The organism is Pseudomonas sp. microsymbiont 2 (assembly GCF_054788395.1).
Genome location: NZ_CM139112.1, coordinates 3,758,964 through 3,783,569, shown reverse-complemented (window position 1 = coordinate 3,783,569; position 24,606 = coordinate 3,758,964). Strand labels below are relative to the sequence as shown.

The following is a 24,606-nucleotide window of genomic DNA, read 5'->3' as shown; positions in this document are numbered from 1 at the left end:
GCGGGTCCGTCCTTAGTAGCTGATCACCACGCCGACACTCAGCTGGTAGTCGTCACCGGTGTCCAGCGCGCTGCCGGCGGCGAGGTAGCTGGCGCTGACCAGGGTGTTGATGTCCAGGTGCTTGCCGTCGAGGGCTACCGGGAACATCTTCCAGTAGTAGTTGAGGTCGATCATCTGGCCGACGTTGTCGCCCTTGCCGTTGCGGCCCGCGTTGATCTCGCTCTGGCGTCGCGAGCGAGCATCGGCGGCCATGCGGATCGGCAGCGCGCCGTCCTCGTCGCGCAGGTTGAGCTGGGTCACGCGCAGGTCCAGGGCGCTGCGCGCGGTGGGGCGGGTCTCCACGGCCAGGCCGTAGTAGCTCAGGTTGCGCAGGTCGAGGGCGACGAACGAGCTGGTCAGGCGCGTGCTGTAGGAGCCCTGGCGGGTGATGCGGTCGGACTGGATCGGGTTCAGGCGAAAGCCGTCGTTGTCGTCGTCTGGCTTGTCGGTCAGACCGCCGCGCAGGGCCAGGCGCGGGGTCCAGGGCAGGTTGTCGAAACGCTTGCCGACCTCGCCCAGTGCCGCCCAGCCCCGGCTGGCATGGCCAGTGCTGGTGACACCGTTGGCGGCGGTGTTGTCCATCTTGCCGTCCAGCGCCGCCAGCTCCAGGTGGTAGTCACTGTCGAGTGGCAGGTTGTCGCCCTTGAAGAACACGCCGTAGCGCAGGCCTTTGAAGTCGTAGCGGTCGTCGATGTCGTGGTCGCTGCGGTCGTTCTCGTGCATCAGGCGCACGCCGACCTGGTTGTTCGGGTTCCAGCGGTAGGCGTACTGGCCCATCAGATACAGCGTGCGCTCCTCGCTGGCGGCCAGTGAGTTGACGTCGGTGTTGTAGTTGTGGAACTTCTGCCCGACCGCGACGAAGGCGTCGGAGAAGGTGTCCTGGTAGTTGAAGCGCACCGACTCCAGGCTGTCGTCCCACCAGATGCCGTAGTCGTCGTAGAAGCGCTGGCGGCCGAACGACAGCGAGAAGCGCGGGTCGTCGCCGATCAGGTTGCGCTTGACGTACAGCTCGCGCAGCTCGGCGTACCAGCCTTCGGGCTGCTCGCGCTCATTGTTGTTGGTCGATTCGTTGGCCAGGTTGCTCGACTGGCTGGAGTCGTAGTTCAGCCAAAGGCGGCCATAGACCATCCACTTGGCCCAGCGCTTTTCCGGCGAATACCAGGCGAACGAAGGCTCGTAGCGCAGGCTGTAGAAGGCTTCGCGGTCTCGGCCGACCTGGGAGTCTTCCGGCCCGTAGCCGGTCTGCACGGTGAGCTTGTTGAAGAGCTCCGAGGTGATCACCGGCTCGCTGCCATCGAGGCTGGCCACGCGCACCGGGGCGCTGTTGTCCGCTTCCGGGCCGGTGACTTCCTCCGCCGCCAAGGCCGCTGACAGTGGTGCCAGGGCGAGCAGGGCGCCGAACAGGGATTGATGCGCTTTCACAGGGTGGCCTCCTTCAACAGATCGCCGCGCGCGGCCAGGGCGCGCTCGATGTCATCCTTGGGCAGGGTCTTGTCCAGCCGTTTGAGCAGGCCGCGGGCCCGGGTGTCGCCCAGGTCCAGGGCGATGCGCGCATAGGTGTAGGCCTTGACCGGGTCATGGCAGATGGCGCGGCCGCGCAGGTAAACCGTGGCCATGCGGTACCAGGCGGCGATCGAGCCCTGCTCGGCCTGCGCTTGCCATACGGCGAGGGCGCGCTCCTGGTCGGGTTGGTCGAGGCCACCCTTGCTGTACAGGTCACCGAGCAGCAGCTGGGCGTCCGGGTAGCGGGCGGCAATCAGCTCGTCGATCAGCGCCTGGGACTTTTCCGGATCCAGGGTCAGCCAGTTGTTGACCATGTAGAACGCGGCATCCAGGGCCTTGGCCCGAGTCGGATCCTTGGTTCGTACCTGCTCGATCAGTACCTGGGCCTGCTCGGCGTTGTGCTCGGTGGGGTTGGAGATCATGAAGTTGGCCTTGGACACCAGCGCCGGCAGGTAGCCGCGGGCGACGGCGTGGTCCAGCCAGCGCTGGTATTCGGCGATGCCGTCGGCGCGCAGCTTGGCGTTGGCCTGGTCGCGGGCCTGCTGTTCGGGCGTGGGCTCGACCTTGGGCCCCATGGCGATGCCCTGGCTCTGCTCGCGCTCGGCGTCCAGCTCGGCGCGGGTGATGCCATGGATGCTGTCGATCAGCGCGCCGATGCGCTGCACCACCTCCACCGGCAGGCTGGCCATCTCCGGCTCCAGGCTGCGGGCGAAGGCGAGGAACGCCGGGTCCTGGCGCTCGCCGAGGAAGCGGTAGTAGCGTTCGATGCCGCGCGGGTCGATGCGCGCGGCCTGCCGGTACCAGTGCTCGGCCTCGTCACGCCGGCCCTGGCGCTCGGCCACCACGGCGCGATACAGCTCGGGGCGGCAGTTGAGCAGGCAGCTTTGTTCGTACAGGGCCAGCAGTTCGGCGGCGCGCTGACCGGGAAACAATTGCGGGTAGACCAGGAACACTTCCAGGCTGGTGCTGGTGCTGCGCGGATCGCGGTCGTTGGGGTAGCGGGTCAGTGCCTCGCGTACCCAGCCCTCCTGGCTGCGTTGCAGGCGCGGGGTGCGGTCGAGCAGGCGCGCCAGCGAAGCCAGCGCGGGGATCTGGCCCTTGCCGTCGGCGAAGGCGTCCCGGTACAGGCGGATGATCTCCTGGCGGCTGGCCCCTTCCTGGGTGGCCAGCACATCACCGAGCAGCTGCTTGGAGGCCAGGTCGCCGCGCGCGGCGAGCTCACGCAGGTCAGCGGTGACGTTGGCGCTCGGATCCTTGTACAGCGCATAGCGGATCTGCTCCAGGCTCTGCCCGGCGCAGGTTGCTCCCGCCCAGGCCAGGCCCAGGCCGGCCAGCACCAGCCGAGGGGCGTTCTTGGCGTTCATGGCCCGTCCTCAGTTGGCGTTGCCGAACGGCAGGCCCAGGTACAGGTCGACCGCCACCGCCTTCTGGTAGGCGGTCGCCGGCAGCGGGCTGTCGGGCTGGATGGTCAGGGCCAGGTTGCGGTTCGCCTCGTCGGAGCGGGCATCGACCACCTTGCCGCTGAAGTGCTCGTCGAGGCCGAACACCTGCATGTCCACCGCACGCACGCGGCTGACATCGGCGAGCTTGTCGAACGGCACGTTGGCGCGCACGAACAGGCCTTCGTTCTTCGGCAGCAAGTGCATCATCGGCGCGGCCTTGTAGCCGTAGCCATCCAGCGGCGGCGCGGGGTAGTACACCTGGCAGTCGCATGGGCTGTTGATCACCGTCTCGATGGTGGCGCGGCCGAGCAGCGCCTGCAGATCGCCCGGTGCCAGGTCGGCCAGGGCCTTCATGTCGGCCGGGCTGGTGAAACTGGTGGCCAGCTGGGTCGAGATGCTCGCCAGAGGCTGGCCGGCCTGGACCTCGGTGGCCCCCGCCGGCAGCAGGTATTTCACGTAGCCGTTGTCCGGCATGCTGATCACCTGGGCATTGGTCGCCACCGTGGCCTGCACGGCTGGGACGCGGAAGAACAGCAGGTAGCCCTTGTAGCCGACGAAGGCCAGCGCCGCCAGGCCGGCGGCGCTGTACAGCGCGGTGCCGGCCACGGCCCGCAGGCGCTCGCCCGGGCTGCGGGCGACGGCCTGCTTGTGCTTGCGCTCCTTGATGTAGTTCTCGCGCTGCATCACGTTGAACAGGCCATTGATGTCGGCGATCTCGCCCGACAGGTAGGCGCTGATCAGGTAGCGCAGGATGTCGCGCTTCTGCGTGTCGAGGTCGACGAACTGGGCGCCGACTTCCTTGCCGCGCTGGGAGACGATGCGCACCTTGCCGTCGATCGACAGGTCGACCTGGTTCAGGCGCAGCTGGATCGAGGCGTCATACAGCGCGCCGACGGTCAGCGGCGTCTCATGCAGCAGGCCGATGCCCCCCAGCGAGATATCCGCAAGGTCCGCCTCGAAGGGCTCGCGGCCGGCGCCGGCCATGCGCACCCGCGCATTCATCCGGGTGCGCACGTACTGCCGCTCGTCGATAGCTTCGTGGACGATGTTGGCCGCCGTCTTGCCCGGGGCGGCGGGGGTATTCGAAGTACTCATGTGCAGGCGCCTTTCCTTAACGTTGCGTGAGTTCCAGAAGAACGGTGATGACCCCGAAGAAAATGGCGATCGAGGAGCACAGCATCGCCTTCGAGGACCAGCGGTTGAGGCTGGCGTCGAAGTCGACGCTGCCGTTGGCCAGGGTGGTCTGCTGCCGTGTCCAGCGTTGCTGGTCCATGTGGAACAGGGCGTAGACCTTCATCAGCGAACCGACGATCTGGTTGTAATAGAGAACGAACGGGTACATCGGGCTGACCGGGTGCCCGGCGAAGACGAACAGCACCGTCACCAGGCTGCGTGAAATCAGCACCCAGAACAGGTACACCAGCAGGTACTGGATGCCGAACACCAGGCCGGCCACCACCGAGGCGCTCAGGCCCATCAGGCAGGTCCACATCGACACGCGCTGGTCGAGCAGCACGTAGAGGGTGAACAACCCCAGGCGGGCGCGGCCGAGCAGGGCGGTGGCGCGGAAGTTCTGCCGCAGCGAGTTGCCGTACCAGCGGAACATCAGCTGGCGGGTGGCGACCCAGAAACTGTCGCTGGGCGGGTGTTCCACGGTCAGGGTGTGGCTGTCGGGCACGTAGAAGGTGTCCCAGCCGGCGCGCATCAGGCTCAGCCAGCTCGACTTGTCGTCACCGGTGAGGAACTGGAAACGGCCCAGGCGCCAGTGCTGGAGGAAGTCGGCTTCGACGTCGCGGATGAAGTCCGGGTCGGTCATCACCCCGGCGCGGAAGAACGACAGCCGTCCGGTGAGGGTCAGCACCCGGTGCGACAGGGCCATCGAGCACATGTTGATGTGCCGCTGGACGAAGCGCATCGAGTGCCACTGACGCATCCAGCGGCTGCCTTCGACCTCGCAGAATTCATTGGTGGTCAGGCCGCCCACGTTCGGCAGCAGGGCGAACAGTTTGACCGCGCGCTCGACGCAACCCGGCAGCATCATGGTGTCGCCATCGACCACGCCGACCACCGCGTCGTCCAGTGGCATCTGCCGCGACAGGGCACGGAAGGCGTGGGCCAGGCCATCGCGCTTGCCGGTGCCGCGGGCGCGAACGATCACCAGGCCGATGTCGTCACGCTCCTGGACCTCGTTGCGCATGATGTCCTTGATGAACTGCTCGTCGCCTTTCTCGACGATCGAGGCGATCACCGTGCATGGCACCTTGAGCCGTTGCACCTCCTGGAATACCGACTGGTACACCTTGAAGGTGGTGTGGGTGGGGATGCGAAAGCTGGTCACCACCATGAACATGTGCGATGGCAGCGCCGCGTCGCCCAGCCGCTCGACCTGGCGGCGCAGGCGCGGGAAGCGCCAGTGCAGGAAGTACATGCCGCGCAGGTAATGGACGATGGCGTTGCCGTAGCGCCACATGCCCAGGGTGCCGATGATGAAGATGAACAGGTGGTGGTTCGGGTCCAGGTATTGCGGTGCGACCATCTGCGCGGCCAGCGCGATCAGCCCTGCGAGCATCGCCCAGGCGCAGAAGCTGGCGGCCGCGCGCAGGTAGCCCGGGGCCACGCAAGGGCGCTGTTGTCGTCGTTCCATGTCACTGTAGCTCCTGTGTTCGGGGGGGCCGCCGCTGCCACGTGGGTGGCGTGGATTACCAGCAGATACCCTGGCGATGGGTGTCGCTGGCGCCGGCCATGAACCCGACCAGATCGATCACCTGCTTGTCGGCGCCGACCTTCAGGGCCTGGACGAAGCGTTCGTCGTTGTTGCCCAGCACGATCACTTCGGCCTCGTCGATCACTTGTTGCAGATCACTGCGCAGCAGGGCGCTGACGTGCGGAATCTGCTGCTCGATGTAGTGGCGGTTGGCGCCGAACTGGCGGGCGTGGTCGACGTTGGCGTCGTAGATGCGCAGGTCGTAGCCCTTGCCGGTCAACTGCTCGGCCAGGGTCACCAGCGGGCTTTCGCGCAAATCGTCACTGCCGGCCTTGAACGCCAGGCCGAGCAGGGCAATCTTGCGCTTGCCGGACTGGGTGACCAGGTCGAGGGCGTTCTGCACCTGGTTGCGGTTGCTGGCCATGATCGACGCCAGCAGCGGATGCGCGACGTCCAGCTGGCCGGCGCGGTAGGTGAGGGCGCGCACGTCCTTGGGCAGGCAGGAGCCACCGAAGGCGAAGCCTGGGCGCAGGTAGTAGCGCGAGAGGTTGAGCTTGTGATCCTGGCAGACCACATCCATCACCTCGCGACCATCGACGCCCGAGGCCTTGGCGATGTTGCCGATCTCGTTGGCGAAGCTGACCTTGGTGGCATGCCAGACGTTGCAGGTGTACTTGATCAGCTCGGCCACTTCGACCGACTTGCGGATCACCGGTGCGTCGAGGTCCTGATACAGCGACTCGAGCAGGTCGCCCGACCGTTGGTCGAGTTCGCCGATCACGGTCATGGCCGGGAAGTCGTAATCCTGGATCGCCGTGCTTTCGCGCAGGAACTCAGGATTGACCGCCACGCCGAAGTCGACACCGGCCTTCTTGCCCGAGGCTTTTTCCAGAATGGGAATGACCACGTTGTTCAGCGTGCCGGGCAGTACCGTGCTGCGCACCACCACGGTGTGGCGGCTGGCCTTGTCATGCAGGGCCGCGCCGATCTCGCGGCACACCGCCTCCATGTAGACCAGGTCCAGGTCGCCGTTCTTCTTGCTCGGCGTGCCCACGCACAGCAGTGACAGGTCGCTGGCCAGAATCGCGGCCTGGACGTCGGTGGTGCCGCGCAGACGGCCCTGGCGCACGCCGTCGAGCAGCAGTTGCTCAAGGCCCGGCTCGACGATCGGCGAGCGGCCCTGGTTGATCATGTCGACCTTCGCCTGGTCGACGTCCACCCCCACCACCAGATGCCCACGCGCCGACAGGCACCCGGCGCACACCGCGCCCACATAGCCAAGTCCAAAGATACTGATGTTCATAGATCCCTCTCCCCAGGCTGAGCGCAAGGCCCGCCGAGATACACCGTTCAATAAGTTGTTTACGTGACAGACGCGCAGAATAAGGCCGCGCTTGGAAGGTGGCGCCGCTGGCTGTTTCTTGGTGGTCTTTTTACATCCTAAGGAGTTTTTTATTTGTTCGGCAACCCTTGTTGTTTGGTGTTTGTGAAAATATTTTAAATTCGATACTGCAAGTTAAAAAATCTTTGAAAATCAAATGGATAAAGTTTGTTGTAAGTTAGGCGTCAAAAAAATGATTTACCTTTACCTGTCGACAAAATGACGTCAAAACGGCGTTTTCGAGCGCGATTTTCCGTTTGCTGGCCTTTCGGCATCTCTTTTTTGCTATTTGCCTTGGTGTTAAGTTTTATTTGGCTGGGCGGCGGGCAGAGTTCAGCGGACGTTATTGATGGTCGTACTCTTGAGTGCTGTTTATGCGGGGTGCGATGTCCCTGTCGACTTCGCAATATTGACCATCGGTCCGGTGCGCTGGCGCGGCCATGGCGCAATGATGGCTTGCAAGGATTGGATCCAATTGGCATAGTGCCGTGCGAATGCGCACGCATTCACTCGGGTGCCGGACGCACCCGTTTCCACTCATGCAAAGGAGGCAAGGCAGATGCACGGATTCGGCCCGCGACTCAGAGAGGAGCGCGAGCGCCTGGGGCTCACCCAGCGCATTTTTGGTGACATCGGGGGGGTGGAACCCAACGCCCAGGGCAAATATGAAAGCGGCGAACGTACGCCGCGCATGGACTACCTCGCCGCCGTGGCGGCTCGAGGGGTCGATGCGCTGTATGTGTTGAGCGGGGTGCATACGCCCGCGCCGCTGGACAGCCTGAGTGCCGACGAGGACCGCCTGCTGGGCGCATTCCGGCGTCTGCCCACCGCCGACCAGGCCGCCGTCTGGCACCTGCTCAACCGCTTGGCGGGCGAGGTGGGAGACGCGCCAACCCTGCGCATGCGTCGCCCTGACCGGCAGGCATATTTCCATGACGCTTTGCGCTAGGTTGCTTGTGAAAAATTTTGTTAAGGTGGCGGGATCCAATCGCCCCACTGACGAGGTGTCTGCTTGATTAGGGTCCTGGTGGTCGATGATCACGATCTGGTGCGTACGGGTATCACGCGCATGCTGGCCGATATCGATGGCCTGCAAGTGGTGGGGGAGGCGGATTCGGGAGAATCCGCCCTCAAGCTTGCCCGTGAGCTCAAGCCCGACGTGGTCCTGATGGACGTGAAGATGCCAGGGATCGGTGGTCTGGAAGCGACACGCAAATTGCTGCGCAGCCACCCGGACACGAAAGTGGTCGCGGTGACTGTGTGCGAAGAGGATCCGTTCCCGACCCGGCTGCTGCAGGCCGGGGCCGCCGGCTACCTGACCAAGGGCGCCGGGCTCGACGAAATGGTCCAGGCGATTCGCCTGGCGTTTGCCGGGCAGCGCTACATCAGCCCACAGATCGCCCAGCAACTGGCGCTCAAGTCGTTCCAGCCGCAAGGCTCGCCGTTCGATGCGCTGTCGGAGCGGGAAATCCAGATCGCGCTGATGATCGTCGGCTGTCAGAAGGTGCAGATCATCTCCGACAAGTTGTGTCTGTCCCCCAAGACCGTCAATACTTACCGTTATCGAATCTTCGAAAAACTCTCGGTCACCAGCGACGTCGAACTGACCTTGCTGGCCGTCCGCCACGGTATGGTCGACGCAAGTCTGTAAACACACCTCATGTCACAAACCTTTGATGCAAGTGCGTTCCTGGCGACCTGCAGCGGTCGCCCGGGCGTATACCGGATGTTCGACGCCGAGGCTCGCCTGCTCTATGTGGGCAAGGCCAAGAACCTCAAGAAACGCCTGGCCAGCTATTTTCGCAAGACCGGCCTGGCGCCGAAGACGGCTGCCCTGGTAGGGCGCATCGCCCAGGTCGAAACCACCATCACCGCCAACGAGACCGAAGCGCTGCTGCTGGAGCAGACGCTGATCAAGGAGTGGCGGCCGCCCTACAACATCCTGCTGCGCGACGATAAGTCCTACCCTTACGTATTTTTGTCTGACGGGGATTTTCCGCGTCTGGGCATTCACCGTGGCGCCAAGAAAGCCAAGGGCCGCTACTTTGGCCCGTACCCCAGCGCCGGTGCCATTCGCGAGAGTCTGAGCCTGTTGCAGAAGGCGTTCTCGGTGCGCCAGTGCGAAGACAGTTACTACGCCAATCGCACCCGTCCTTGCCTGCAGTACCAGATCAAGCGCTGCAAGGGGCCCTGTGTCGGGCTGGTGGCAGCCGAGGAATACGCCGAGGACGTGCGCCACTCGGTGATGTTCCTCGAAGGCCGCAGCCAGCAGTTGGGCAATGAGCTCAACGTCGAGATGGAAAAGGCCGCCATGGCCCTGAACTTCGAGAAGGCCGCCGAGTTGCGTGACCAGATCGCCTTGCTGCGTCGGGTGCAGGACCAGCAATACATGGAGGGCGGCTCCGGCGACGTCGACGTGGTGGCGGCCTTCGTCAACCCCGGTGGCGCCTGTGTGCACCTGATCAGCGTGCGCGGCGGACGGGTCCTGGGCAGCAAGCATTTCTTCCCCCAGGTCGGGATCGAGGAGGAGGTGGCCGAGGTGATGGCCGCGTTCCTTTCCCAGTACTACCTGGGTAACGCCGAACGCGAGCTGCCGGGCGAGCTGATCGTCAACGTGGTGCACGAGGACTTCGACGCGATCACCCAGGCGGTGCAGGTCCTGCGCGGCCGTGAGCTGACCATCAGCCATCGGGTGCGCGGCACCCGGGCGCGCTGGCAGCAGCTGGCGGTGACCAACGCCGAGCAGGCCCTCAACGCCCGCCTGGCCAACCGCCAGCATATGGCCGCGCGTTTCGAGGCGCTGGCCCAGGTGCTGGGCCTGGACGAGGTGCCGCAGCGCCTGGAGTGCTACGACATCAGCCACTCCAGTGGCGAGGCCACCGTGGCCAGCTGCGTGGTGTTCGGCCCCGAGGGCCCGCTCAAGTCCGACTACCGCCGCTTCAATATCGAAGGCGTCACCGCCGGCGACGACTATGCCGCCATGCACCAGGCGCTGATGCGTCGCTATGGGCGGATCAAGGACGGCGAAGGCAAGCTGCCCGATGTGCTGCTGGTGGATGGCGGCAAGGGCCAGCTGAACATGGCCCGCGAGGTGATGCAGGAGCTCGGCCTGAGCGACCTGACCCTGCTCGGCGTGGCCAAGGGCGTGACCCGCAAGGCCGGCTTCGAGACCCTGTACCTGAACGATGTGGCCCACGAGTTCACCCTCAAGGGCGACTCGCCGGCGCTGCACCTGATCCAGCAGATCCGCGACGAAGCCCACCGCTTCGCCATCACCGGCCACCGCGCCCGACGCGGCAAGGCCCGCCGCACCTCGAGCCTGGAGGATGTGGCCGGTGTCGGACCCAAGCGCCGGCGCGACCTGCTGAAACATTTCGGCGGCCTGCAGGAGCTCAACCGCGCCAGTGTCGACGAGATCGCCAAAGCCCCCGGCATCAGTAAAAAGCTTGCCGAGTCGATTTATGCCAGCCTGCATAGCGAGTAGAATGCCGGGTTCAACTCGCAGCCAGTCGTACCGATGAATATTCCAAACCTGCTCACCGTTCTACGCGTCCTGCTCATCCCGATCTTCATCCTGCTGTTCTATGTGCCCTATCACTGGAGCTACATGGCCGCCAGCACGGTGTTCGCCATCGCCGCCGCCACCGACTGGCTGGACGGCTACCTGGCGCGTCGCTTGCAGCAGAGCACGCCGTTCGGCGCTTTCCTCGACCCGGTGGCCGACAAGCTGATGGTGGCCGTGGCCTTGGTGTTGCTGGTGCAGGTGCATGCCAACTTCTGGCTGACGCTGCCGGCGGCGGTGATCATCGGACGCGAGATCGTTGTCTCGGCCCTGCGTGAGTGGATGGCCGAGCTGGGGGCGAGGGCGCACGTGGCGGTATCGAACCTCGGCAAGTGGAAGACCGCCGCGCAGATGCTGGCGCTGGTGATCCTGCTGGCCAATCCGCCGCTACTGACCTTCTGGGTGGTGCTCGGCTATGGCTTGCTGCTGGTGGCGGCGGGCCTGACCCTGGTGTCGATGGTGCATTACCTGCTGGCCGCCTGGCCGCACCTGCGCGAAGGTTCGGAGCAGAAGTAAAAGTTTTTTTGAATCAAGGGGTTGACGCCGTTCTGTAACAGGTTAGAATGGCGCCCATCACGACGCGGGAATAGCTCAGTTGGTAGAGCACGACCTTGCCAAGGTCGGGGTCGCGAGTTCGAGTCTCGTTTCCCGCTCCAAATTCGATCCACAGTGCGTCGCTGGGATCACGAAGAAGAGGCCGAAAGGCCTCTTTTTTTATGCCTGGGATTTGAGCTTTTCGTCCTCGAGCGCCTGGGCGGGGCGACCTGTGTCCCAAACGCCCCCGCCTGTTTCACGCTATCAGCCAGCCAGGGTCGCCTTCGGCCAGGGTGCCGCCATGGCTGGTCGTATCTCCCTCTCTCGCCGCCGGTTGACCTTCGATGATCGTACAGTGCGCACCGGTCTCGATGACCGCGCCGCAACTGATCTGGTCACCCACGCGCGCGACTGCCTTGCCGTCGACGAAGGTGGCGCTGGCGCCGGTTTCCACCGTGCCTTCGCCGTGGAGCGGGCAGCTGTGGCGATGGCCGACCAGGACGATGGGTTTCATTTGCGCTTTCTCCTGACGGGCTTGGCAGGTGCCTCTTCGAAGGCTTCGGCTGGCGCAGGGGCGGCGCGGACGTTGAACAGGCGGCAGATGACGTACCAGCAAACGGCGAGGGTGAAGTTGTAGGGGAACAGCACGGCCCAGAACGGTAGTTGCCAGTTCTTTTTGCCTTGCATTTCGCCGGGTTCGCCAGTGCGCCAGGGGGCGTAATGGCGCCAGGCTTCTGCTGGGGCCAGGCAGATGGCGTGGAGTGGCCTGTGCCACCAGTTGGGTTCCTCTGGGGGAGGGAGTTTGTCTGGACCGTGGTCCATGAAGTGGCGCAGGTATTCCCAGACTTCGGCGACAGACTGGATATCCGACTCGGTTGGCTTGTTGCTGTCGATCCAGAGGCAGTCCATTTTATGCAGACTGCCGTCTTCCCTGCGGGGGGCGAAGGCGAGTGCGTAGCTGGTTGTGAAGGAGACACCGCCAAATTCGGTACGTGTGAAAATGCCGCCGCCGGTGTTGTTCCAGTCAAAGGAAATAAGCCTTCCAAAACGTTGGTGGTATATTTTTTTGGTGCTTCTGTTTAAGTAAATTTTGGTTATTTTTTTTATAAGTAAAATCCTGTAAGCGAGAAATGGGGTGAAGGTGAAAGGCACGAGTATCTCAAGTGCAAGCAGGTAGTAGGATATTTTAGGTGTGATATTTTCCTCTGTTGTGAATGATATCGGGTAAGCGAACATGGCGATGCATACCGTCATTGCGGTATACATTTTTCCCGTGAATACCGAGTCTGTTACCCATGGGTTGTGTAAGCTAATAAAATTTTTGGATATTTCATATGTTTGGTCGAAAATTCTTGGGGCTATATGGTTTGTATTTTTTTGGTTGAACATCCATTGTATTGACATATTGTTTTCTCAAGATGAACTGGGGAAGAGGTGGATTTATTTGTTCTGCTCGAGTCCCTGCTGTTGTGTTATTGAGGTCGCGGTGAGGTGAGGTGCCGCCTCCAGCTGTCAGTACCCCGGCGAAGTTCGGTTTCACGCGCACGGTTGTGGTCAACTCCACCGCTACCGTGCGATTTCCGGTGACGCGCAACTGTTTCATTTCCTCCATCTGCGCCATGCTGTTTTTCAGATAGCACTCCACTTCCTGGTTGAATGGATTCTCCCGCACGGCCTGTTTCTGGTCGCACCATCCCGTATTCACTCGACCAGCCAACCGGAATCACCTTCGACCAATACTCCTCCATGATCTGTCTGATCGCCTTGCCCGGCGACATGTCGGCCATCGATTCGAAAACTAGCGCTGCCGCTCACGATCAGTGCTCCGCAACTGATGCGGTCGCCAACTCTGGCAACCGCTCTACCGTTGAATTGATAGGTAGGGCTGCCACTCTCGACAGTTCCTTTGCCATGGACAGGGCAATCATGCTGGTGCCCCACTAGAACCACTGGCCTCATGGCGTTTCTCCGGCCGCGGGAGCCGTACGGGACTCCAGATCGATCGCCTCGGGCCATTTCACCTTGGGTGCCAGGCGACGGATGAAGCTGATTTCGGCGTCGTTGTTCCAATCGCGGGGAGGGTGAACGAATTTTGGGAGCGCTTCAGGCCCTTGCTGCATGAACAGTTGGGCAATTGCCCAATACTGCTTGCCCAGTTCAATGTCGTGGGTGAAGAAAAGACGATCGATGATTTCATCGGTACCTGGTTTGCGTACCGCTATCGTGACGTTTTCGATCAGGCCTCCGTTACCCATTGGGGCATAGACGCTGCAGGCTTCGGCGATCAGGTCGTCCCAGTCATAAGCAACCGGTTTGACGCCCCAGCGACTGCGGCTGAAGATTCGAATACGGTCATATCTATATTGGTAGAAGTAGACCTTGCGCCGTAGTCGGTTGAAACGAATGGGCTCGTCGCGTGGTAGTTTAAAATCTAAGCGCATGACTGGAATTATTAGCCAGAGTATTATGATTATCCCGGACAAACTTGCTGTCATGACTGTTGTGTCGTAGCGCTCCCCTAAGATGAGGGCGTCATATACGATGAATGCGAGTAGTAGAATGTTCATTGTGAATATTAGGAGTCCTCCTAACAGGCCGAACCCTCTGATCCTAAATGAAGATCTAGGAAACTCTAAAGTCTCTGTGCTGATGTGATTGGGTGAGGGGGTGTCGTGTAATGCATTCAGGGGCTGTGGCGCACTATTAGGGGAAGATAGATTGTATTTCCATCCTGGTGCGCGCTGTTCAATACTCATTCGTTTTCCAGTTCGAGATTGATGTTGGCGTAAAGGTCGAGGGCTTCAGCGTTGGGCCACAGAGTCACCGACAGGCTTGCGGCCAGTATGCTGTGCTTACCTATACTGGGGATGAGTTCGAGGCTTCCGGATAACTCTTGAATATCTATTGATCTTCCTAGGCCGTCATTGGAGGGGAAAAGGGTGGATTTATTTGTTCTGCCCTAGTTTCTGCTGTTGTGTTATTGAGGTGGCGGTGAGGTGAAACGCCGCCTCCAGCAGTCAGTACCCCGGCGAAGTTCGGTTTCACGCGCACGGTGGTGGTCAACTCCACCGCCACCGTGCGATTTCCGGTGACGCGCAACTGTTTCATTTCCTCTATCTGCGCCATGCCGTTTTTCAGATAGCACTCCACTTCCTGGCTGAATGGATTCTCCCGCACGGCCTGTTTCTGGTCGCACCATCCCGTATTCACTCGACCAGCCAACCGGAATCACCTTCGACCAATACTCCTCCATGATCTGTCTGATCGCCTTGCCCGGCGACATGTCGGCCATCGATTCGAAAACTAGCGCTGCCGCTCACGATCAGTGCTCCGCAACTGATGCGGTCGCCAACTCTGGCAACCGCCCTACCGTTGAATTGATAGGTAGGGCTGCCAGTCTCGACAGTTCCTTTGCCATGGACAGGGCAATCATGCTGGTGCCCCACTAGAACCACTGGCCTCATGGCGTTTCTCCGGCCGCGGGAGCCGTACGGGACTCCAGATCGATCGCCTCGGGCCATTTCACCTTGGGTGCCAGGCGACGGATGAAGCTGATTTCGGCGTCGTTGTTCCAATCGCGGGGAGGGTGAACGAATTTTGGGAGCGCTTCAGGCCCTTGCTGCATGAACAGTTGGGCAATTGCCCAATACTGCTTGCCCAGTTCAATGTCGTGGGTGAAGAAAAGACGATCGATGATTTCATCGGTACCTGGTTTGCGTACCGCTATCGTGACATTTTCGATCAGGCCTCCGTTACCCATTGGGGCATAGACGCTGGAGGCTTCTGCGATCAGGTTGTCCCAGTCATAGGCAACCGGTTTGACGCCCCAGCGGCTGCGGCTGAAGATTCGAATGCGGTCATATCTATATTGGTAGAAGTAGACCTTGCGCCGTAGTCGGTTGAAACGGATGGGCTCGTTGCGGGGTAATTCAAAGTCTAAGCGAATAGTTGGGATTATCAGCCAAAATATTATGATTGCACTAGCCAGGCTTATGGCGATTATTGTTGTGTCGTAAGGCTCGCTTGGGAACAATAAAAAATATATTAGTGACGCTAGGTGGAGTGCGTTTGTAATGCAGATCAAGCTCCCTCCATATATCCCGAGACCCCTGACTTTCATCGAGGATCTTGAGAACTCCAGAAAGTTTTTATCTGCATAAAATGATGGGCAAGGTCCATGAGATGGCTGTAGCGGCTGCGGTGAACTGTTCGGAGGGGGGAGGTCGTATTTCCACCCTGTGGCACGTCGGGAAAGTATTGTCGACTCGATATTCATTCGCTTTCCTGTTCGATGCTGATTCTGGCGTATGCTTCAGGGATCCCAACGTCTGGCCATAGAGTTACTGATAAGCTGGCCGCCAGAATGCTGTGCTTACCTATGCAAGGGATAAGCTCTACACTTCCAGTAAGCACTTGGAATTTTATGAGTTTTTCTGGCTTATTGTTGACTGTCTGATAGGTTGTTCTCTCGTTTAGTGAATCTTTTTTGTAATCAGGAAATCTTGGGGGTGTGGACGATTTTAGTGACGTCCACTCCGATCCGTCGGTATTCAAACGACCGCTAGCAACTATTTCTCCTTTTGTGTAATTGTAGGCACGGCCGTCGCCATTACGATGCACTGCCAGTACCCAATGGTATGCCAGGCTTTTTTCCTCGAATTGAGGAAAAGATATCCTGTATCGTAGATGTTGTCTGGTTTCGAGATTGGCTAGGCCACCAATTTTTGCGCTTGTTGCTGGGTCCGCTCTGGTTGTTTTGAAGTCGAGCGTGGCTGTTAGCTCTAAGGTGGCGGCATTGAGCTCGGCAAACGCAATGTCTGAATGTTTCGGAGTGTTCCAGTGTACTCGAGGGTTTTCATTGGCCCTTCCAAAATAGCATCGCTTCGCCCAGCGCTCCAAAGGGGTGGATTCACTATTTTTAGCTAGTTTTATAATACCGTACGCTGTCATGCTAAAAACAATGGCGACACCTAGCGGCCCAAGTAACGTAGGTGTCGATATCGCTAAGAAGGAGAAGTAGGTTCCAGCTGCAGAGGTAAATAGTGCAGTCGAGTATGCGCGATATGAATCCCTGTCCGAATTCCTAAAGGTGCGTTTTGCAGCCATACCCGCATTAGCTGTATCGAATATTCCGGCCACAGCCCCAACGACCGCACCGATCTTGATCAAAGCCCGACCTACACCTATCGAGTTCTGTACCCTCGCCGCACCTGCGCCCCCCATCGGCACATGAGCCGCGATCTGACTTGAACTGGCGCGAATGATCAGCCCCAGCGCCTCGATGCCCCCGCCCAACAGCGCCATCCGCGCCCCGTGCAAGGCCAGCAGGGCTTCCGTGGACTTCGCGCCAATCTCCGCTTCGGCGCGCTGCAGGTTTTTCTCCAGGCTGTCGTTCATCAGGTACAAGCCGCCCAGGGCCAGCAGCAGCTCCCAGCTGCCCGCCACGCCGCGCAGGCCGGTGAAGCTGGTCCGCACCAGCTGGGCGGCCTGGGCCGAGCTGACCCTGACGCCCTGCAGCAGCTTGCGGGCATTGGCATCCAGCGTGCCGACGGCGACCGAGATATCGACCAGTCCCGCCTGCGCGGCGTGGCCCAATCCATCGACACCCGCCCGTGCCTCGCTGAACAGCCGCTCCTGCAAGGCATCGGCCGTGCCTTCGACCCAGATGCTCACCGGAACCATCAGGTTGGCCACCTTGGGATCGAGCACCGCCAGGCTCAGCAACCCGTTCTGGATGATCGGCCGCACCTTGCCGATGCCGGCCTGTGTGCGGCTCTGCAGGTCTGCGATATCACGGTGCATCCGGTCGCGGGCCTGGGCGATGGCGGCATTGGCCTTGTGCTGCAGCTCACGCAGATGAGCACTCTGCAGGGCGTAGTACTCGCTGAGCTTCATGCGTACCTGCAGCTCGATCAGTTGCACGCCGTTGTAGAGCCATTGGCTGGAGCAGTTCAGGCGCATGACGGCGCGCGCCACGCTGGCGGGCAACAGTGGCCGCAGGCGCAGGCTGGCGGCGTTCAGCGCGCCTTGGGTGTCGGCGATCGCTTGCTTGAGGGTTTCGCGCAGGCGCAGCCCGGCATCGTCGCTGCCGATCACCTTGTTCAGGGCCGCATAGAGTTTCTCGCTGTCGTTCCAGTCGGTCGGGTCGGTTGCGGAAAAACTGGGCAGCCACGCCGCCAGCAGAGCGCGGTCGCGCAGCAATAGCGCGCGATAGGGAGGACTGTGCGGATCCTGTAGCCATTTCAGCCAGAGCGCCTCGCTGCTGCCGGGGGCGGGCACATGGGTGTCGGGATCCTTGGGTGGCGCTTCGCTCACGCCACCGGCCAGGCAGCGGGCCATGGTCTTGCTGTAGGCGATGCCCGACTCCCGGTCGTCGCCGTCGTAGTCGTGACGCTCGATGAAGATGAACCCTGGGGTGTCGCACAAGGCCGCATAGGCCTGGGCATTGAGGTCTATGTAGTGCTGGAACTCGGCTTCCTGACGCTCGTACTCGGCCTGGAACGCGGCGCGCATGGGTTCGTGATAGCGCTGTTCCAGGCGTTCGTCGCTGTTGCGTGTCCTGTGCTCCACCACCCGCTGGCGCTCGATGGCCGGGTCGACGAACACCGGTGGGCCATCGCCGGTGAGCGGCTCGAAGGAGGGGGTCTGCTGCTCGGCCCATTGCCGATGCGTGGCGCGAATGGCCAGGAGGATCTGCGAGGTCTGCAACTGGTAGGCGCGCATCGGGTCCTCGCGCCAGCGTTGCCGTGCGGCGATCCAGTTCAGGCGCTGATGGTTGTATTCCTGCACCAGGCCCAGGGTGTCGTCGAGCACCAGGGCGAGCACACCGTGCTCCAGGCGATGGCGGGCGATGGCGTTGGTGATGTAGCCACGCAGGGCGGTCTGGCGCAGGTAGCGGCTGTGGAAGCCATGGGCACTGTCGAAGGCGCCTGGCTGGAGCTGGGCGTATTCGAAGACCTGCTGGTCTACCTGCAGCGCGCCGAGGGTCATGGCCAGGCCGGTTTCGGCGGGGTTGGCGCGGGCCGCGGCGAGGTCCAGCCATTGAAAGCGCTCGGGCAGGGTTTCGGCCTGGCGGTAGGTCTCCAGCACGCTGAGTGGCCAGGCGTCACTGGAGAAGGCGATCCAGGCGGTGCTGTGCGCATCGGTATCGAGGGTCAGGAAGCTCGAAGGGATGTCATGGTTTTCGCCGAGGCATTTTTCCGCCAGTGGGGCCGGCGGCCCCGGTGGTGGCTCGAGAGGATTGAAGCGGCGTAGATGACCGTGCTCGGTGACTTCATAGGCGTGCCAGAGACGGTGATCGAGCAACACGTACAGGTAGCCCATGCGCAGGGTACGTAGCCCCATCAGGGTTTCCACCCGGTTGCCGCCGACCAGCGGGGCGACGTAGGCGGGGCGTGTGTCGGGTACCAGGGCCTTGCGCAGGGGCAGGATGGGCAGGCCTTTGCGCTCGCAGGCCTGGCACTGGCCGATCGGCAGGATGGATTCGGCCATGGCGTGGGCGATGTGCTGGCTGATGCTCATGGGTGGCCCTCGGGTCGAGAAAGGCTGGAAGTGATCTGATGCCAGTGACTGTCGGTGTAGCGGGCGAACAGTTGGGAGAGCGGTCGCTGCTCCTGAATCGCGGTGCCGATCATGTTTTTTACTGCGCCATGGGCATGCAATCGCGGGTGCAGGCACAGGTGATGGAGCACAAAACTGATCAAGTCGTCCTGTGCATGCAGGCCCAAGGTACGGGCAGCCCGCAGGTGTTCGGCTGCCTGTGCTGCGACGATGATGGAAGTCGGCAGCAGCTGTTGGGAGGGTGAAAGCCTACCGACTGCTCTCAGGGCAGCGAGCACACCTTCGATCAACACCACATCATCCTGCATGGCCCGGGCGAGTGGCGGTGTCGCGTCCGCAACGGCCCGTTCGCCGGTCAGACGAACATGGCCGCCGCCACTGGTTGCGAATATCCAGCATTGAATTGGCCACAGTGGCCACTGGTCTTCGCGCGACAGTGCGCTGACCAGCAGTTCCAGGCGGACTGGCTCGTAGACCGGACAGGATTGCTCTGTGAGTGAGGGTAACTGGCAGAGCGATGTCAGGTGCGGGCCAAGCACCGACGCGGGTACTTCGCTGAATAACCAACCGCACATCTGCCGTTTGCGTCGCTGAGCATCTGTCATGGCAGCTTGCACGGTCAGCTCCAGCAGCGTCCGACAGGGCGCTTCACCGGGGGAGGACAGACGCACCAGCAGTGGGTGGGCCTTGGGAGCCTGCGGGAGGTCGGCGCGGATCACTTGCGTCAACGCGTGTTCGCCCAATGTCTGGCGTAGGTGAGGCAGCAGAGATTGATCGCAGTTTTCCCGGATTGCCAAGGGGTCGAGCAATACATGGCAATAGCGTTCGGGACGCAATTGGTCCGTGAGGCGTTCGAGCAGGGTGTCCGTGTTCATCGGCACTGCTCCTCGCACGTATCGCCGTTGTCCGGGCTGAGTGTCAGCGTCATTGAATCGCCACTCCCGGTAGCACTGGCTTGCGTCGGCCCCATGAAGGTCAGTGCCAGGCCGTTCAACGTGATTCCCTGTTGATCCAGAATGATGCTTCCACCAGGGCTCTTGAGCTCGATGCGCTCGCTCACCTCCAGTCGAAAGTGGGTGGTCTGCTGGTCTACGCCCGCGCCAGCACTGATGCGCTGTTGTCCTTTGATCAGCAGTGCGCTATCGCCGCCTACCGTTGTGCTGTGGTTGGCTCGAGTGGACTCCGTTCGGTCATTGTCGACGTGCGCTATCAAATCGTGGCCGATCTCCAGGCGACAGGTTCGACCTATCTTGTGAGTGTGATCCCGTCCCGTTTCCTGGCGTAGATCATTGCCAACACTGAGTTGCTCATCATTGGCGACCTGTTCGATGCGGTTGTGCCCGATAAGGGTCGTCTCATCGTTGCCTACCACATTGTTCTGGTCCCGCTGGGCATGAATGAACACTTCCTCCTTGCCCAGCTCATCCTCGAACCTCAGCTCGTTGAAGCCATCGCCCTTGTGGGTCTGGCTCTTGATGGTCATGCGGGTCTTGTGCTCGGGCAGGTCGTACGGCGGCAGTTGGTTGCCGCAGTAGGTGCGCCCGGTGATCATCGGCTGGTCGGGGTCGGCGTTGACGTACTGGATGACCACGTCCTGGCCTATCCGTGGAATGGCCATCGCGCCCCAGCTGCCGCCGGCCCAGCCTTGGGAAACGCGCACCCAGCAGGAGCTGAACTCGTTGTCGCGGCTTTCCCGGTCCCAGGGGAAGCTGACCTTGACCCGGCCCCACTGGTCGCAATAGATCTCCTCGCCGGGCGGGCCGACCACGGTGGCCATGTGCGGGCCGTCGATGCGTGGCTTGGGCAGCGGCTCGGGGCGCCACTCGGCCATGCCGGGCACCAGCTGCGCGTGCTGCACGTAGTGGCTGCCACGGCTGGCGTCGGCGGCGTCTTCCTGCAGGCTGGTGAACTGGCTGCCCTCGTGGCGGATCGTGGCCACCCGCCAATGCACATTGAGGTCGGCCCGCGGGTGGCCGACCAGGGTGAAACTCAGGCCGGGCTGCAGACGCGGGTCGTCGCCCTCGACGTCGGCGATGCGCGCGTCATGGCGCAGGGTGGCGAGGCGGGTCGCGGTGAACGGCTTGCCGACCACGTCGCGCTTGTAGCGGCCGGGGTAGTCGAAGCGCTCGTACTCGTTGGCCCCGGGCGGCACCTCGTGGCTGACGGCGGTGTGCTCCTGGCGGTAGGCGGGGTTGGTGAAGGTGTAGTCGCGCTGCACCTGGCGGGTGCTGCGCACCTGCTCGCTGTAGCGCAGGCGGCGCAGGCACGGGCGCGGTTGGTCGCCGCCGCCGTTGGCGTGGTACAGCACGCTGTGCGGGGCGAGGGCCGGCTCGCCGATGAGGCGGGCGGGGTCTTGATCGTCGTCGCCCCGCGCGATCAGGCCGAACGCCAGCAGGCGGTCGGTGATCAGCAGCTTGTGGTGCTTTTCGCTGTGCTCGAAGCGGTAGACGAAGCCTTCCTCGGCGGCGAGGCGGGCGATGAAGGCGAGGTCGGTCTCGCCGGCCTGGACGCAGAACTCGCGGACCTGGTGGTCGAAGCTGGTGCCCAGTTCGAACTGCACGATGCCCTGGCGGGCGAGCATGAGTTCGAGGATCTGCGGCACGCTCTTGTGCTGGAAGATGCGCCAGTTCGAGCGCAGGGCGGCGCGGGCCAGCTGCGGTTCGACCAGGGCGTGGTAGCGGGTGCGGTGAAAGCCGCTGTCGCCCTGGCTGAAGCGGCTGACCAGGCCGTGGACATGGCGCAGCGGGTGCTGGCCGCGCCAGAGGGTGAAGAGCACGGGCTGGTCGAGCAGTTGGCCGAAATCGATGTCGTCCTGGTGGCTGACGAGTTCCAGGTGCAACTGGAAGGGCGTGCTCAGCGCTTCTTCGAGCTTGAACGACACCACTTCGAATGCGGCGCGGCCCACCAGGGGCTGGAAGGTGTAGCGCAGGTCGGATTGGCTAGGCATGAGGGATCCTTGTCAGCCGTCTGAGGGAGCGCGAAGTCCAGGCAGGACACGCCTGCCTGGTGCATTTCGGCTAGGTCAGACGATCGGCTTGCGCCAGTCGTCCGAACCCTCGGTGCCTGCGGTGGTGTGGGTCCAGGTGATCTTGCGGTACGACATCGACACTTCGATCAGTTGGGTGAAGTCGGCGTTCTGCTTGTTCTGGGCATGGGGCAGCACGGTGTTGATGTCGACGATGGTGGCGTCCTCCAGCTTGGTGGTGAAGAAGTGCTCCTGCTTGCCCTCCACCGAGGTGCGGTACCAGTTCACTTCCACGCTCGGCAGCATCTCGCCGCTGGCCAGGGCCTGGTACATCAGGGGCGTGGCCTTGTTCAGCGAACTGGTGAAAATGAACGGCTTGTGCACCCGTTGGCCGGCCGGCTGGCCGCTCTGCGGGTCGGTGGGCACGGTGACCTGGTGCTTGATTTCCTGCACCAGGATCTCGTCTTCATGTCCTTCGACGAACACGTTGCCGACGGAGTCGGAGGTGAAGGCACCTGCGGTGATGTTGCCCTGGGTCTGGCCTTCGATCTTGATGTAAGCGGGTGTTGGCATGGCAGTTTCTCCTGCGTCCATGTGGATTAAGCACGCCGACTGTGGGCTGGCGTGGCCATCGGAGACGATGGGCTTGCTAGCAAGGCGTGGGCCTCGCCAATTCGTCGAGTTCGGTGGTGGCTGCGCTGGGGCGGTCACTGCTGCAAGATGGCGTTGAGCGACTCCAGCACCTCGGTGGTGAGCAGGTGCAGGCGGTAGCTGTACACGCCATAGATGATGGCGATGATCACCGCGCTGAGCGCCAGCGGGCTCCACCACGGCAACTGGCGGCGTACCCGGTACTTGCGCTCCAGCACATTGCTGTAGGGGTCGCACAGCTCGGTGGGTACCGGGTCGCGCTGCTCGAGGACCACGCGCTGCAGCTGCTCGATCAGGGCCTGGTGGGCTTCGTCGCCCCTGGGCGCCAAGGCGTACTTGCCTTTCAGGCCGAGGCACAGGCACAGGTACATGAACTCCAGCACGTCCTTGTAGCGCTGCGGTTCCTGCATCATGCGCGTGAGCACGGTGAAGACCTTCTCGCCGCCCCAGGTCTCGTGGTGAAAGATGCTCAGCAGCGGTTCCTGGCTCCAGCAGGAGTTGCGGCCCCAGGGCCGGGACATGACGGCCTCGTCCAGATGCAGGCACAGGGCGTAGGAGTAGGCCAGCAGTTGCGCGGACTCGTAGTCGTGCTGGCGCATTTCTTCCTGGATGGCGCTGATCTGCTCGCGCACCTTGGCGTGCACCTTGTCGATGTTGGGCAACTCGTCGAGGGTGCGCAGGCGCATCACCAGGCCGAACAGCGGCATGGCGGCATCGACCATCGGGTTGGCGTAGTTGCCGCGCAGCCGGAAGTCGGGGTCGGCGGCATAGCCGCCGGTCGCTTGTTTGGTGCGCGAGGGGCCGGTAGTGGCGGCATCGTGGGGCGCGTTCGTGCTCGGCACGGCCAGCGTCGACAGGATGCTGACACGGTCTGCGCCGGGCGCCGTCTTTTGGTTGATGGTCACTGCTGCTCACTCCTGATCGCCCAGAACTGCAACTCGAGCCCTGGAAAATCGCCCGCGATATGGAAGCCGAACCCGTTGCTGTCGGCCATGGCCGCCCAGGCCGGGCTGCGGCGATCCAGTTCGAAATAGCTGAAGCCTGCGTGGAAGGGCAGTTCTCGCGGTGCCACCGGCTGGGGCAGCAGCGGAATGCCGGGCAGCTGCAGGGGGATGAGGTCATCCAGCGCCGCCAGCGAGGTGACCTTGGCTTTTTGCAGGAACTGTTGGCGCAGGGTCTCCGGCGGCAGGCTGGCGCGCACGGCGAGGATGAACTCCGCGGTGTCGATCAAGCGTCGATCCTCCAGGGTCACGGTCATCACGCCGTACGGCTGAGGCTCCAGCGGCAGGGAGATGGCGCGCGGTTGCAGCACCGTGCTCAAGGCGCGGCGCAGGGTGTCCTCCAACGGCTTGAAGGAGTTGCGCAAGGCCGTGTGGCGATACGCGGGATACTCTTGCGGCAGCCGGCTGGCATCGGTGAAGGTCACCAGCTCGCCGCAAGCCTGGCTCATGACCAGATAGAGCTGTTCAGGGTGAACCTGCGACTGGCGCGACAGGTGCTGGAAACAGGGCCACCAGCGGTTCATGGCCTGCAGCAGGTTGAAATCGCGGATGTCGGCGATACCGGACTGGCCCGCCGAGCCGATGCGTGCCGCCAGGTTGCGCGCGCGCTCGCGCAGGGCATTGCTGATCTCGTCGAGAAAGCGCTGGAGTGCCGGCACGGCACGCACGCTGACACTGGTGGGGTAGAACCCTTCGTCCAGTTGCAGGCTGCCGTCGGGGCGTCGTTCGAGGATCCGGGCCAGGGCGAGGCGGGTATAGGCACTGCTGTCCTGCGCTTCGCGCCGCAGTTGCAGGTTGGGCACCGCCAGGTCGATCTGCACCAGGTCGCCGTCGGCGGTATGGGTGTCCTTGATCTCCTGTGGCTGGGCCAGGTAGCGAAAGTTCGCGGGACTATCCGGCCAGCTCACCTCGCGTCCGCCGTCGGTGCGCAGCGGCAGGCATAGGTAGACCTCGCTGTTGCGCGACACATCGTCGTTGATTTCCAGCGGTGGAGGCGGCGCCAGGTCCGCCGGGATGTCGAAGACCGTGCCGTCGGGCATGATGCCGCGCGCGCGGGTGATGGCGACCTTGCCCAGACTCAGGTACTCGTCGTTCAACTGCAGTTCGCTGAAACCGAAGAATGCGGCGTTCAGGCTGCCCAGGCGCTGGTGCAAGGCGGCGTCGCTGGCCCGGGCCGCCTGCTGGAAGTGCTGAGGCTTGACGAACAGGCCCTCGGGCCAAAGAACGGGATTACGTGAGCTCATGGTTGCTCCGAAACTGAAGA

Annotated in this window: 22 protein-coding genes, 1 tRNA gene and 1 pseudogene; 5 read left to right on the top strand and 19 right to left on the bottom strand. The window is 62.5% G+C overall.

What is annotated here, in order from left to right:
- Nucleotides 1-12: 12 nt before the first annotated feature.
- The 5 genes from ACYUME_RS16945 to ACYUME_RS16925 form a co-directional block, all read right to left on the bottom strand.
- Nucleotides 13-1,461 (bottom strand): alginate export family protein, encoded by a 1,449-nt coding sequence (locus tag ACYUME_RS16945; RefSeq protein WP_460415896.1) that lies wholly within the window; start codon nucleotides 1,459-1,461, stop codon nucleotides 13-15.
- Nucleotides 1,458-2,906, bottom strand: a complete 1,449-nt coding sequence (locus ACYUME_RS16940; protein ID WP_460415894.1) for an SEL1-like repeat protein — start codon at nucleotides 2,904-2,906, stop codon at nucleotides 1,458-1,460. Before ACYUME_RS16940 ends, ACYUME_RS16945 begins: the two co-directional genes overlap by 4 nt.
- 9 nt (nucleotides 2,907-2,915) lie before the next feature.
- Entirely contained in the window at nucleotides 2,916-4,079 is a 1,164-nt protein-coding gene (locus ACYUME_RS16935) for a PilZ domain-containing protein (RefSeq protein WP_460415892.1), read from the bottom strand.
- 16 nt (nucleotides 4,080-4,095) lie between these two features.
- On the bottom strand, nucleotides 4,096-5,553 hold the full coding sequence (locus ACYUME_RS16930; RefSeq protein WP_460419381.1) for a glycosyltransferase: 1,458 nt from the start codon (nucleotides 5,551-5,553) through the stop codon (nucleotides 4,096-4,098).
- A 130-nt stretch (nucleotides 5,554-5,683) separates the two neighbouring features.
- Nucleotides 5,684-6,991 carry a nucleotide sugar dehydrogenase gene (locus ACYUME_RS16925; protein ID WP_279886329.1) on the bottom strand — a complete coding sequence of 436 codons (1,308 nt, stop codon included), beginning with the start codon at nucleotides 6,989-6,991 and terminating at the stop codon, nucleotides 5,684-5,686.
- A gap of 637 nt (nucleotides 6,992-7,628) precedes the next feature.
- Here ACYUME_RS16925 and ACYUME_RS16920 point away from each other — a divergent pair.
- The 5 genes from ACYUME_RS16920 (at nucleotide 7,629) to ACYUME_RS16900 (ending at nucleotide 11,287) form a co-directional block, all read left to right on the top strand.
- Nucleotides 7,629-8,018: a helix-turn-helix domain-containing protein gene (locus tag ACYUME_RS16920; RefSeq protein ID WP_279886327.1), complete on the top strand. Its 390-nt coding sequence runs from the start codon at nucleotides 7,629-7,631 to the stop codon at nucleotides 8,016-8,018.
- A 63-nt stretch (nucleotides 8,019-8,081) separates the two neighbouring features.
- Entirely contained in the window at nucleotides 8,082-8,720 is a 639-nt protein-coding gene (gene gacA / locus ACYUME_RS16915; protein WP_023631421.1) for a response regulator transcription factor GacA, read from the top strand.
- A 9-nt stretch (nucleotides 8,721-8,729) separates the two neighbouring features.
- A complete protein-coding gene (gene uvrC / locus ACYUME_RS16910; RefSeq protein ID WP_279886324.1) occupies nucleotides 8,730-10,553 on the top strand; it encodes an excinuclease ABC subunit UvrC in 1,824 nt (607 codons plus the stop codon).
- Between the two features lie 33 nt (nucleotides 10,554-10,586).
- On the top strand, nucleotides 10,587-11,147 hold the full coding sequence (gene pgsA / locus ACYUME_RS16905) for a CDP-diacylglycerol--glycerol-3-phosphate 3-phosphatidyltransferase (protein WP_194791160.1): 561 nt from the start codon (nucleotides 10,587-10,589) through the stop codon (nucleotides 11,145-11,147).
- Nucleotides 11,148-11,211: 64 nt separating this feature from the next.
- A tRNA-Gly gene (locus ACYUME_RS16900) sits at nucleotides 11,212-11,287 on the top strand.
- A 134-nt stretch (nucleotides 11,288-11,421) separates the two neighbouring features.
- On the opposite strand, the gene ACYUME_RS16895 is transcribed toward ACYUME_RS16900, so the two are convergent.
- The 14 genes and pseudogenes from ACYUME_RS16895 to tssK form a co-directional block, all read right to left on the bottom strand.
- Nucleotides 11,422-11,679 carry a PAAR domain-containing protein gene (locus ACYUME_RS16895; protein WP_279886321.1) on the bottom strand — a complete coding sequence of 86 codons (258 nt, stop codon included), beginning with the start codon at nucleotides 11,677-11,679 and terminating at the stop codon, nucleotides 11,422-11,424.
- Nucleotides 11,676-12,569, bottom strand: a complete 894-nt coding sequence (locus ACYUME_RS16890; RefSeq protein WP_460415888.1) for a DUF6708 domain-containing protein — start codon at nucleotides 12,567-12,569, stop codon at nucleotides 11,676-11,678. Before ACYUME_RS16890 ends, ACYUME_RS16895 begins: the two co-directional genes overlap by 4 nt.
- Nucleotides 12,496-12,882 (bottom strand): hypothetical protein, encoded by a 387-nt coding sequence (locus ACYUME_RS16885; protein ID WP_460415886.1) that lies wholly within the window; start codon nucleotides 12,880-12,882, stop codon nucleotides 12,496-12,498. Before ACYUME_RS16885 ends, ACYUME_RS16890 begins: the two co-directional genes overlap by 74 nt.
- Complete coding sequence (locus tag ACYUME_RS16880) at nucleotides 12,867-13,124, bottom strand: PAAR domain-containing protein (protein WP_460415884.1); 258 nt, start codon at nucleotides 13,122-13,124, stop codon at nucleotides 12,867-12,869. The genes ACYUME_RS16885 and ACYUME_RS16880 overlap by 16 nt, the downstream gene beginning before the upstream one ends.
- Entirely contained in the window at nucleotides 13,121-13,921 is an 801-nt protein-coding gene (locus ACYUME_RS16875; protein WP_460415882.1) for a DUF6708 domain-containing protein, read from the bottom strand. The genes ACYUME_RS16880 and ACYUME_RS16875 overlap by 4 nt, the downstream gene beginning before the upstream one ends.
- Before the next feature lie 247 nt (nucleotides 13,922-14,168).
- A pseudogene (locus ACYUME_RS16870) lies at nucleotides 14,169-14,351 on the bottom strand (hypothetical protein); the annotation flags it as partial.
- Nucleotides 14,352-14,371: 20 nt separating this feature from the next.
- Nucleotides 14,372-14,629 (bottom strand): PAAR domain-containing protein, encoded by a 258-nt coding sequence (locus tag ACYUME_RS16865; RefSeq protein WP_279886319.1) that lies wholly within the window; start codon nucleotides 14,627-14,629, stop codon nucleotides 14,372-14,374.
- Entirely contained in the window at nucleotides 14,626-15,249 is a 624-nt protein-coding gene (locus ACYUME_RS16860) for a DUF6708 domain-containing protein (RefSeq protein ID WP_279911587.1), read from the bottom strand. The genes ACYUME_RS16865 and ACYUME_RS16860 overlap by 4 nt, the downstream gene beginning before the upstream one ends.
- Nucleotides 15,250-15,437: 188 nt before the next feature.
- A complete protein-coding gene (locus tag ACYUME_RS16855) occupies nucleotides 15,438-18,686 on the bottom strand; it encodes a T6SS effector BTH_I2691 family protein (RefSeq protein WP_460415879.1) in 3,249 nt (1,082 codons plus the stop codon).
- Nucleotides 18,683-19,600, bottom strand: coding sequence for a hypothetical protein (locus ACYUME_RS16850; RefSeq protein WP_460415878.1), 918 nt, complete (start codon nucleotides 19,598-19,600; stop codon nucleotides 18,683-18,685). Before ACYUME_RS16850 ends, ACYUME_RS16855 begins: the two co-directional genes overlap by 4 nt.
- Nucleotides 19,597-21,672 (bottom strand): type VI secretion system Vgr family protein, encoded by a 2,076-nt coding sequence (locus tag ACYUME_RS16845; RefSeq protein WP_460415877.1) that lies wholly within the window; start codon nucleotides 21,670-21,672, stop codon nucleotides 19,597-19,599. The genes ACYUME_RS16850 and ACYUME_RS16845 overlap by 4 nt, the downstream gene beginning before the upstream one ends.
- 75 nt (nucleotides 21,673-21,747) lie before the next feature.
- Nucleotides 21,748-22,263: an Hcp family type VI secretion system effector gene (locus ACYUME_RS16840; protein WP_279889032.1), complete on the bottom strand. Its 516-nt coding sequence runs from the start codon at nucleotides 22,261-22,263 to the stop codon at nucleotides 21,748-21,750.
- Nucleotides 22,264-22,397: 134 nt separating this feature from the next.
- Nucleotides 22,398-23,246, bottom strand: coding sequence for a type IVB secretion system protein IcmH/DotU (gene icmH / locus ACYUME_RS16835; RefSeq protein WP_460415876.1), 849 nt, complete (start codon nucleotides 23,244-23,246; stop codon nucleotides 22,398-22,400).
- Complete coding sequence (gene tssK, locus ACYUME_RS16830) at nucleotides 23,243-24,586, bottom strand: type VI secretion system baseplate subunit TssK (protein WP_279888061.1); 1,344 nt, start codon at nucleotides 24,584-24,586, stop codon at nucleotides 23,243-23,245. The genes icmH and tssK overlap by 4 nt, the downstream gene beginning before the upstream one ends.
- Between the last annotated feature and the right edge of the window lie 20 nt (nucleotides 24,587-24,606).

Coding starts and splice junctions, on each gene's coding strand:
- ACYUME_RS16940 (WP_460415894.1), bottom strand. CDS start 2,906: ATGAACGCCAAGAACGCCCCTCGGCTGGTGCTGGCCGGCCTGGGCCTG.
- ACYUME_RS16840 (WP_279889032.1), bottom strand. CDS start 22,263: ATGCCAACACCCGCTTACATCAAGATCGAAGGCCAGACCCAGGGCAAC.
- ACYUME_RS16935 (WP_460415892.1), bottom strand. CDS start 4,079: ATGAGTACTTCGAATACCCCCGCCGCCCCGGGCAAGACGGCGGCCAAC.
- tssK (WP_279888061.1), bottom strand. CDS start 24,586: ATGAGCTCACGTAATCCCGTTCTTTGGCCCGAGGGCCTGTTCGTCAAG.
- ACYUME_RS16880 (WP_460415884.1), bottom strand. CDS start 13,124: ATGAGGCCAGTGGTTCTAGTGGGGCACCAGCATGATTGCCCTGTCCAT.
- ACYUME_RS16930 (WP_460419381.1), bottom strand. CDS start 5,553: ATGCTCGCAGGGCTGATCGCGCTGGCCGCGCAGATGGTCGCACCGCAA.
- ACYUME_RS16865 (WP_279886319.1), bottom strand. CDS start 14,629: ATGAGGCCAGTGGTTCTAGTGGGGCACCAGCATGATTGCCCTGTCCAT.
- ACYUME_RS16895 (WP_279886321.1), bottom strand. CDS start 11,679: ATGAAACCCATCGTCCTGGTCGGCCATCGCCACAGCTGCCCGCTCCAC.
- ACYUME_RS16875 (WP_460415882.1), bottom strand. CDS start 13,921: ATGAGTATTGAACAGCGCGCACCAGGATGGAAATACAATCTATCTTCC.
- uvrC (WP_279886324.1), top strand. CDS start 8,730: ATGTCACAAACCTTTGATGCAAGTGCGTTCCTGGCGACCTGCAGCGGT.
- ACYUME_RS16925 (WP_279886329.1), bottom strand. CDS start 6,991: ATGAACATCAGTATCTTTGGACTTGGCTATGTGGGCGCGGTGTGCGCC.
- ACYUME_RS16850 (WP_460415878.1), bottom strand. CDS start 19,600: ATGAACACGGACACCCTGCTCGAACGCCTCACGGACCAATTGCGTCCC.
- ACYUME_RS16845 (WP_460415877.1), bottom strand. CDS start 21,672: ATGCCTAGCCAATCCGACCTGCGCTACACCTTCCAGCCCCTGGTGGGC.
- pgsA (WP_194791160.1), top strand. CDS start 10,587: ATGAATATTCCAAACCTGCTCACCGTTCTACGCGTCCTGCTCATCCCG.
- ACYUME_RS16890 (WP_460415888.1), bottom strand. CDS start 12,569: ATGTCAATACAATGGATGTTCAACCAAAAAAATACAAACCATATAGCC.
- ACYUME_RS16920 (WP_279886327.1), top strand. CDS start 7,629: ATGCACGGATTCGGCCCGCGACTCAGAGAGGAGCGCGAGCGCCTGGGG.
- ACYUME_RS16855 (WP_460415879.1), bottom strand. CDS start 18,686: ATGAGCATCAGCCAGCACATCGCCCACGCCATGGCCGAATCCATCCTG.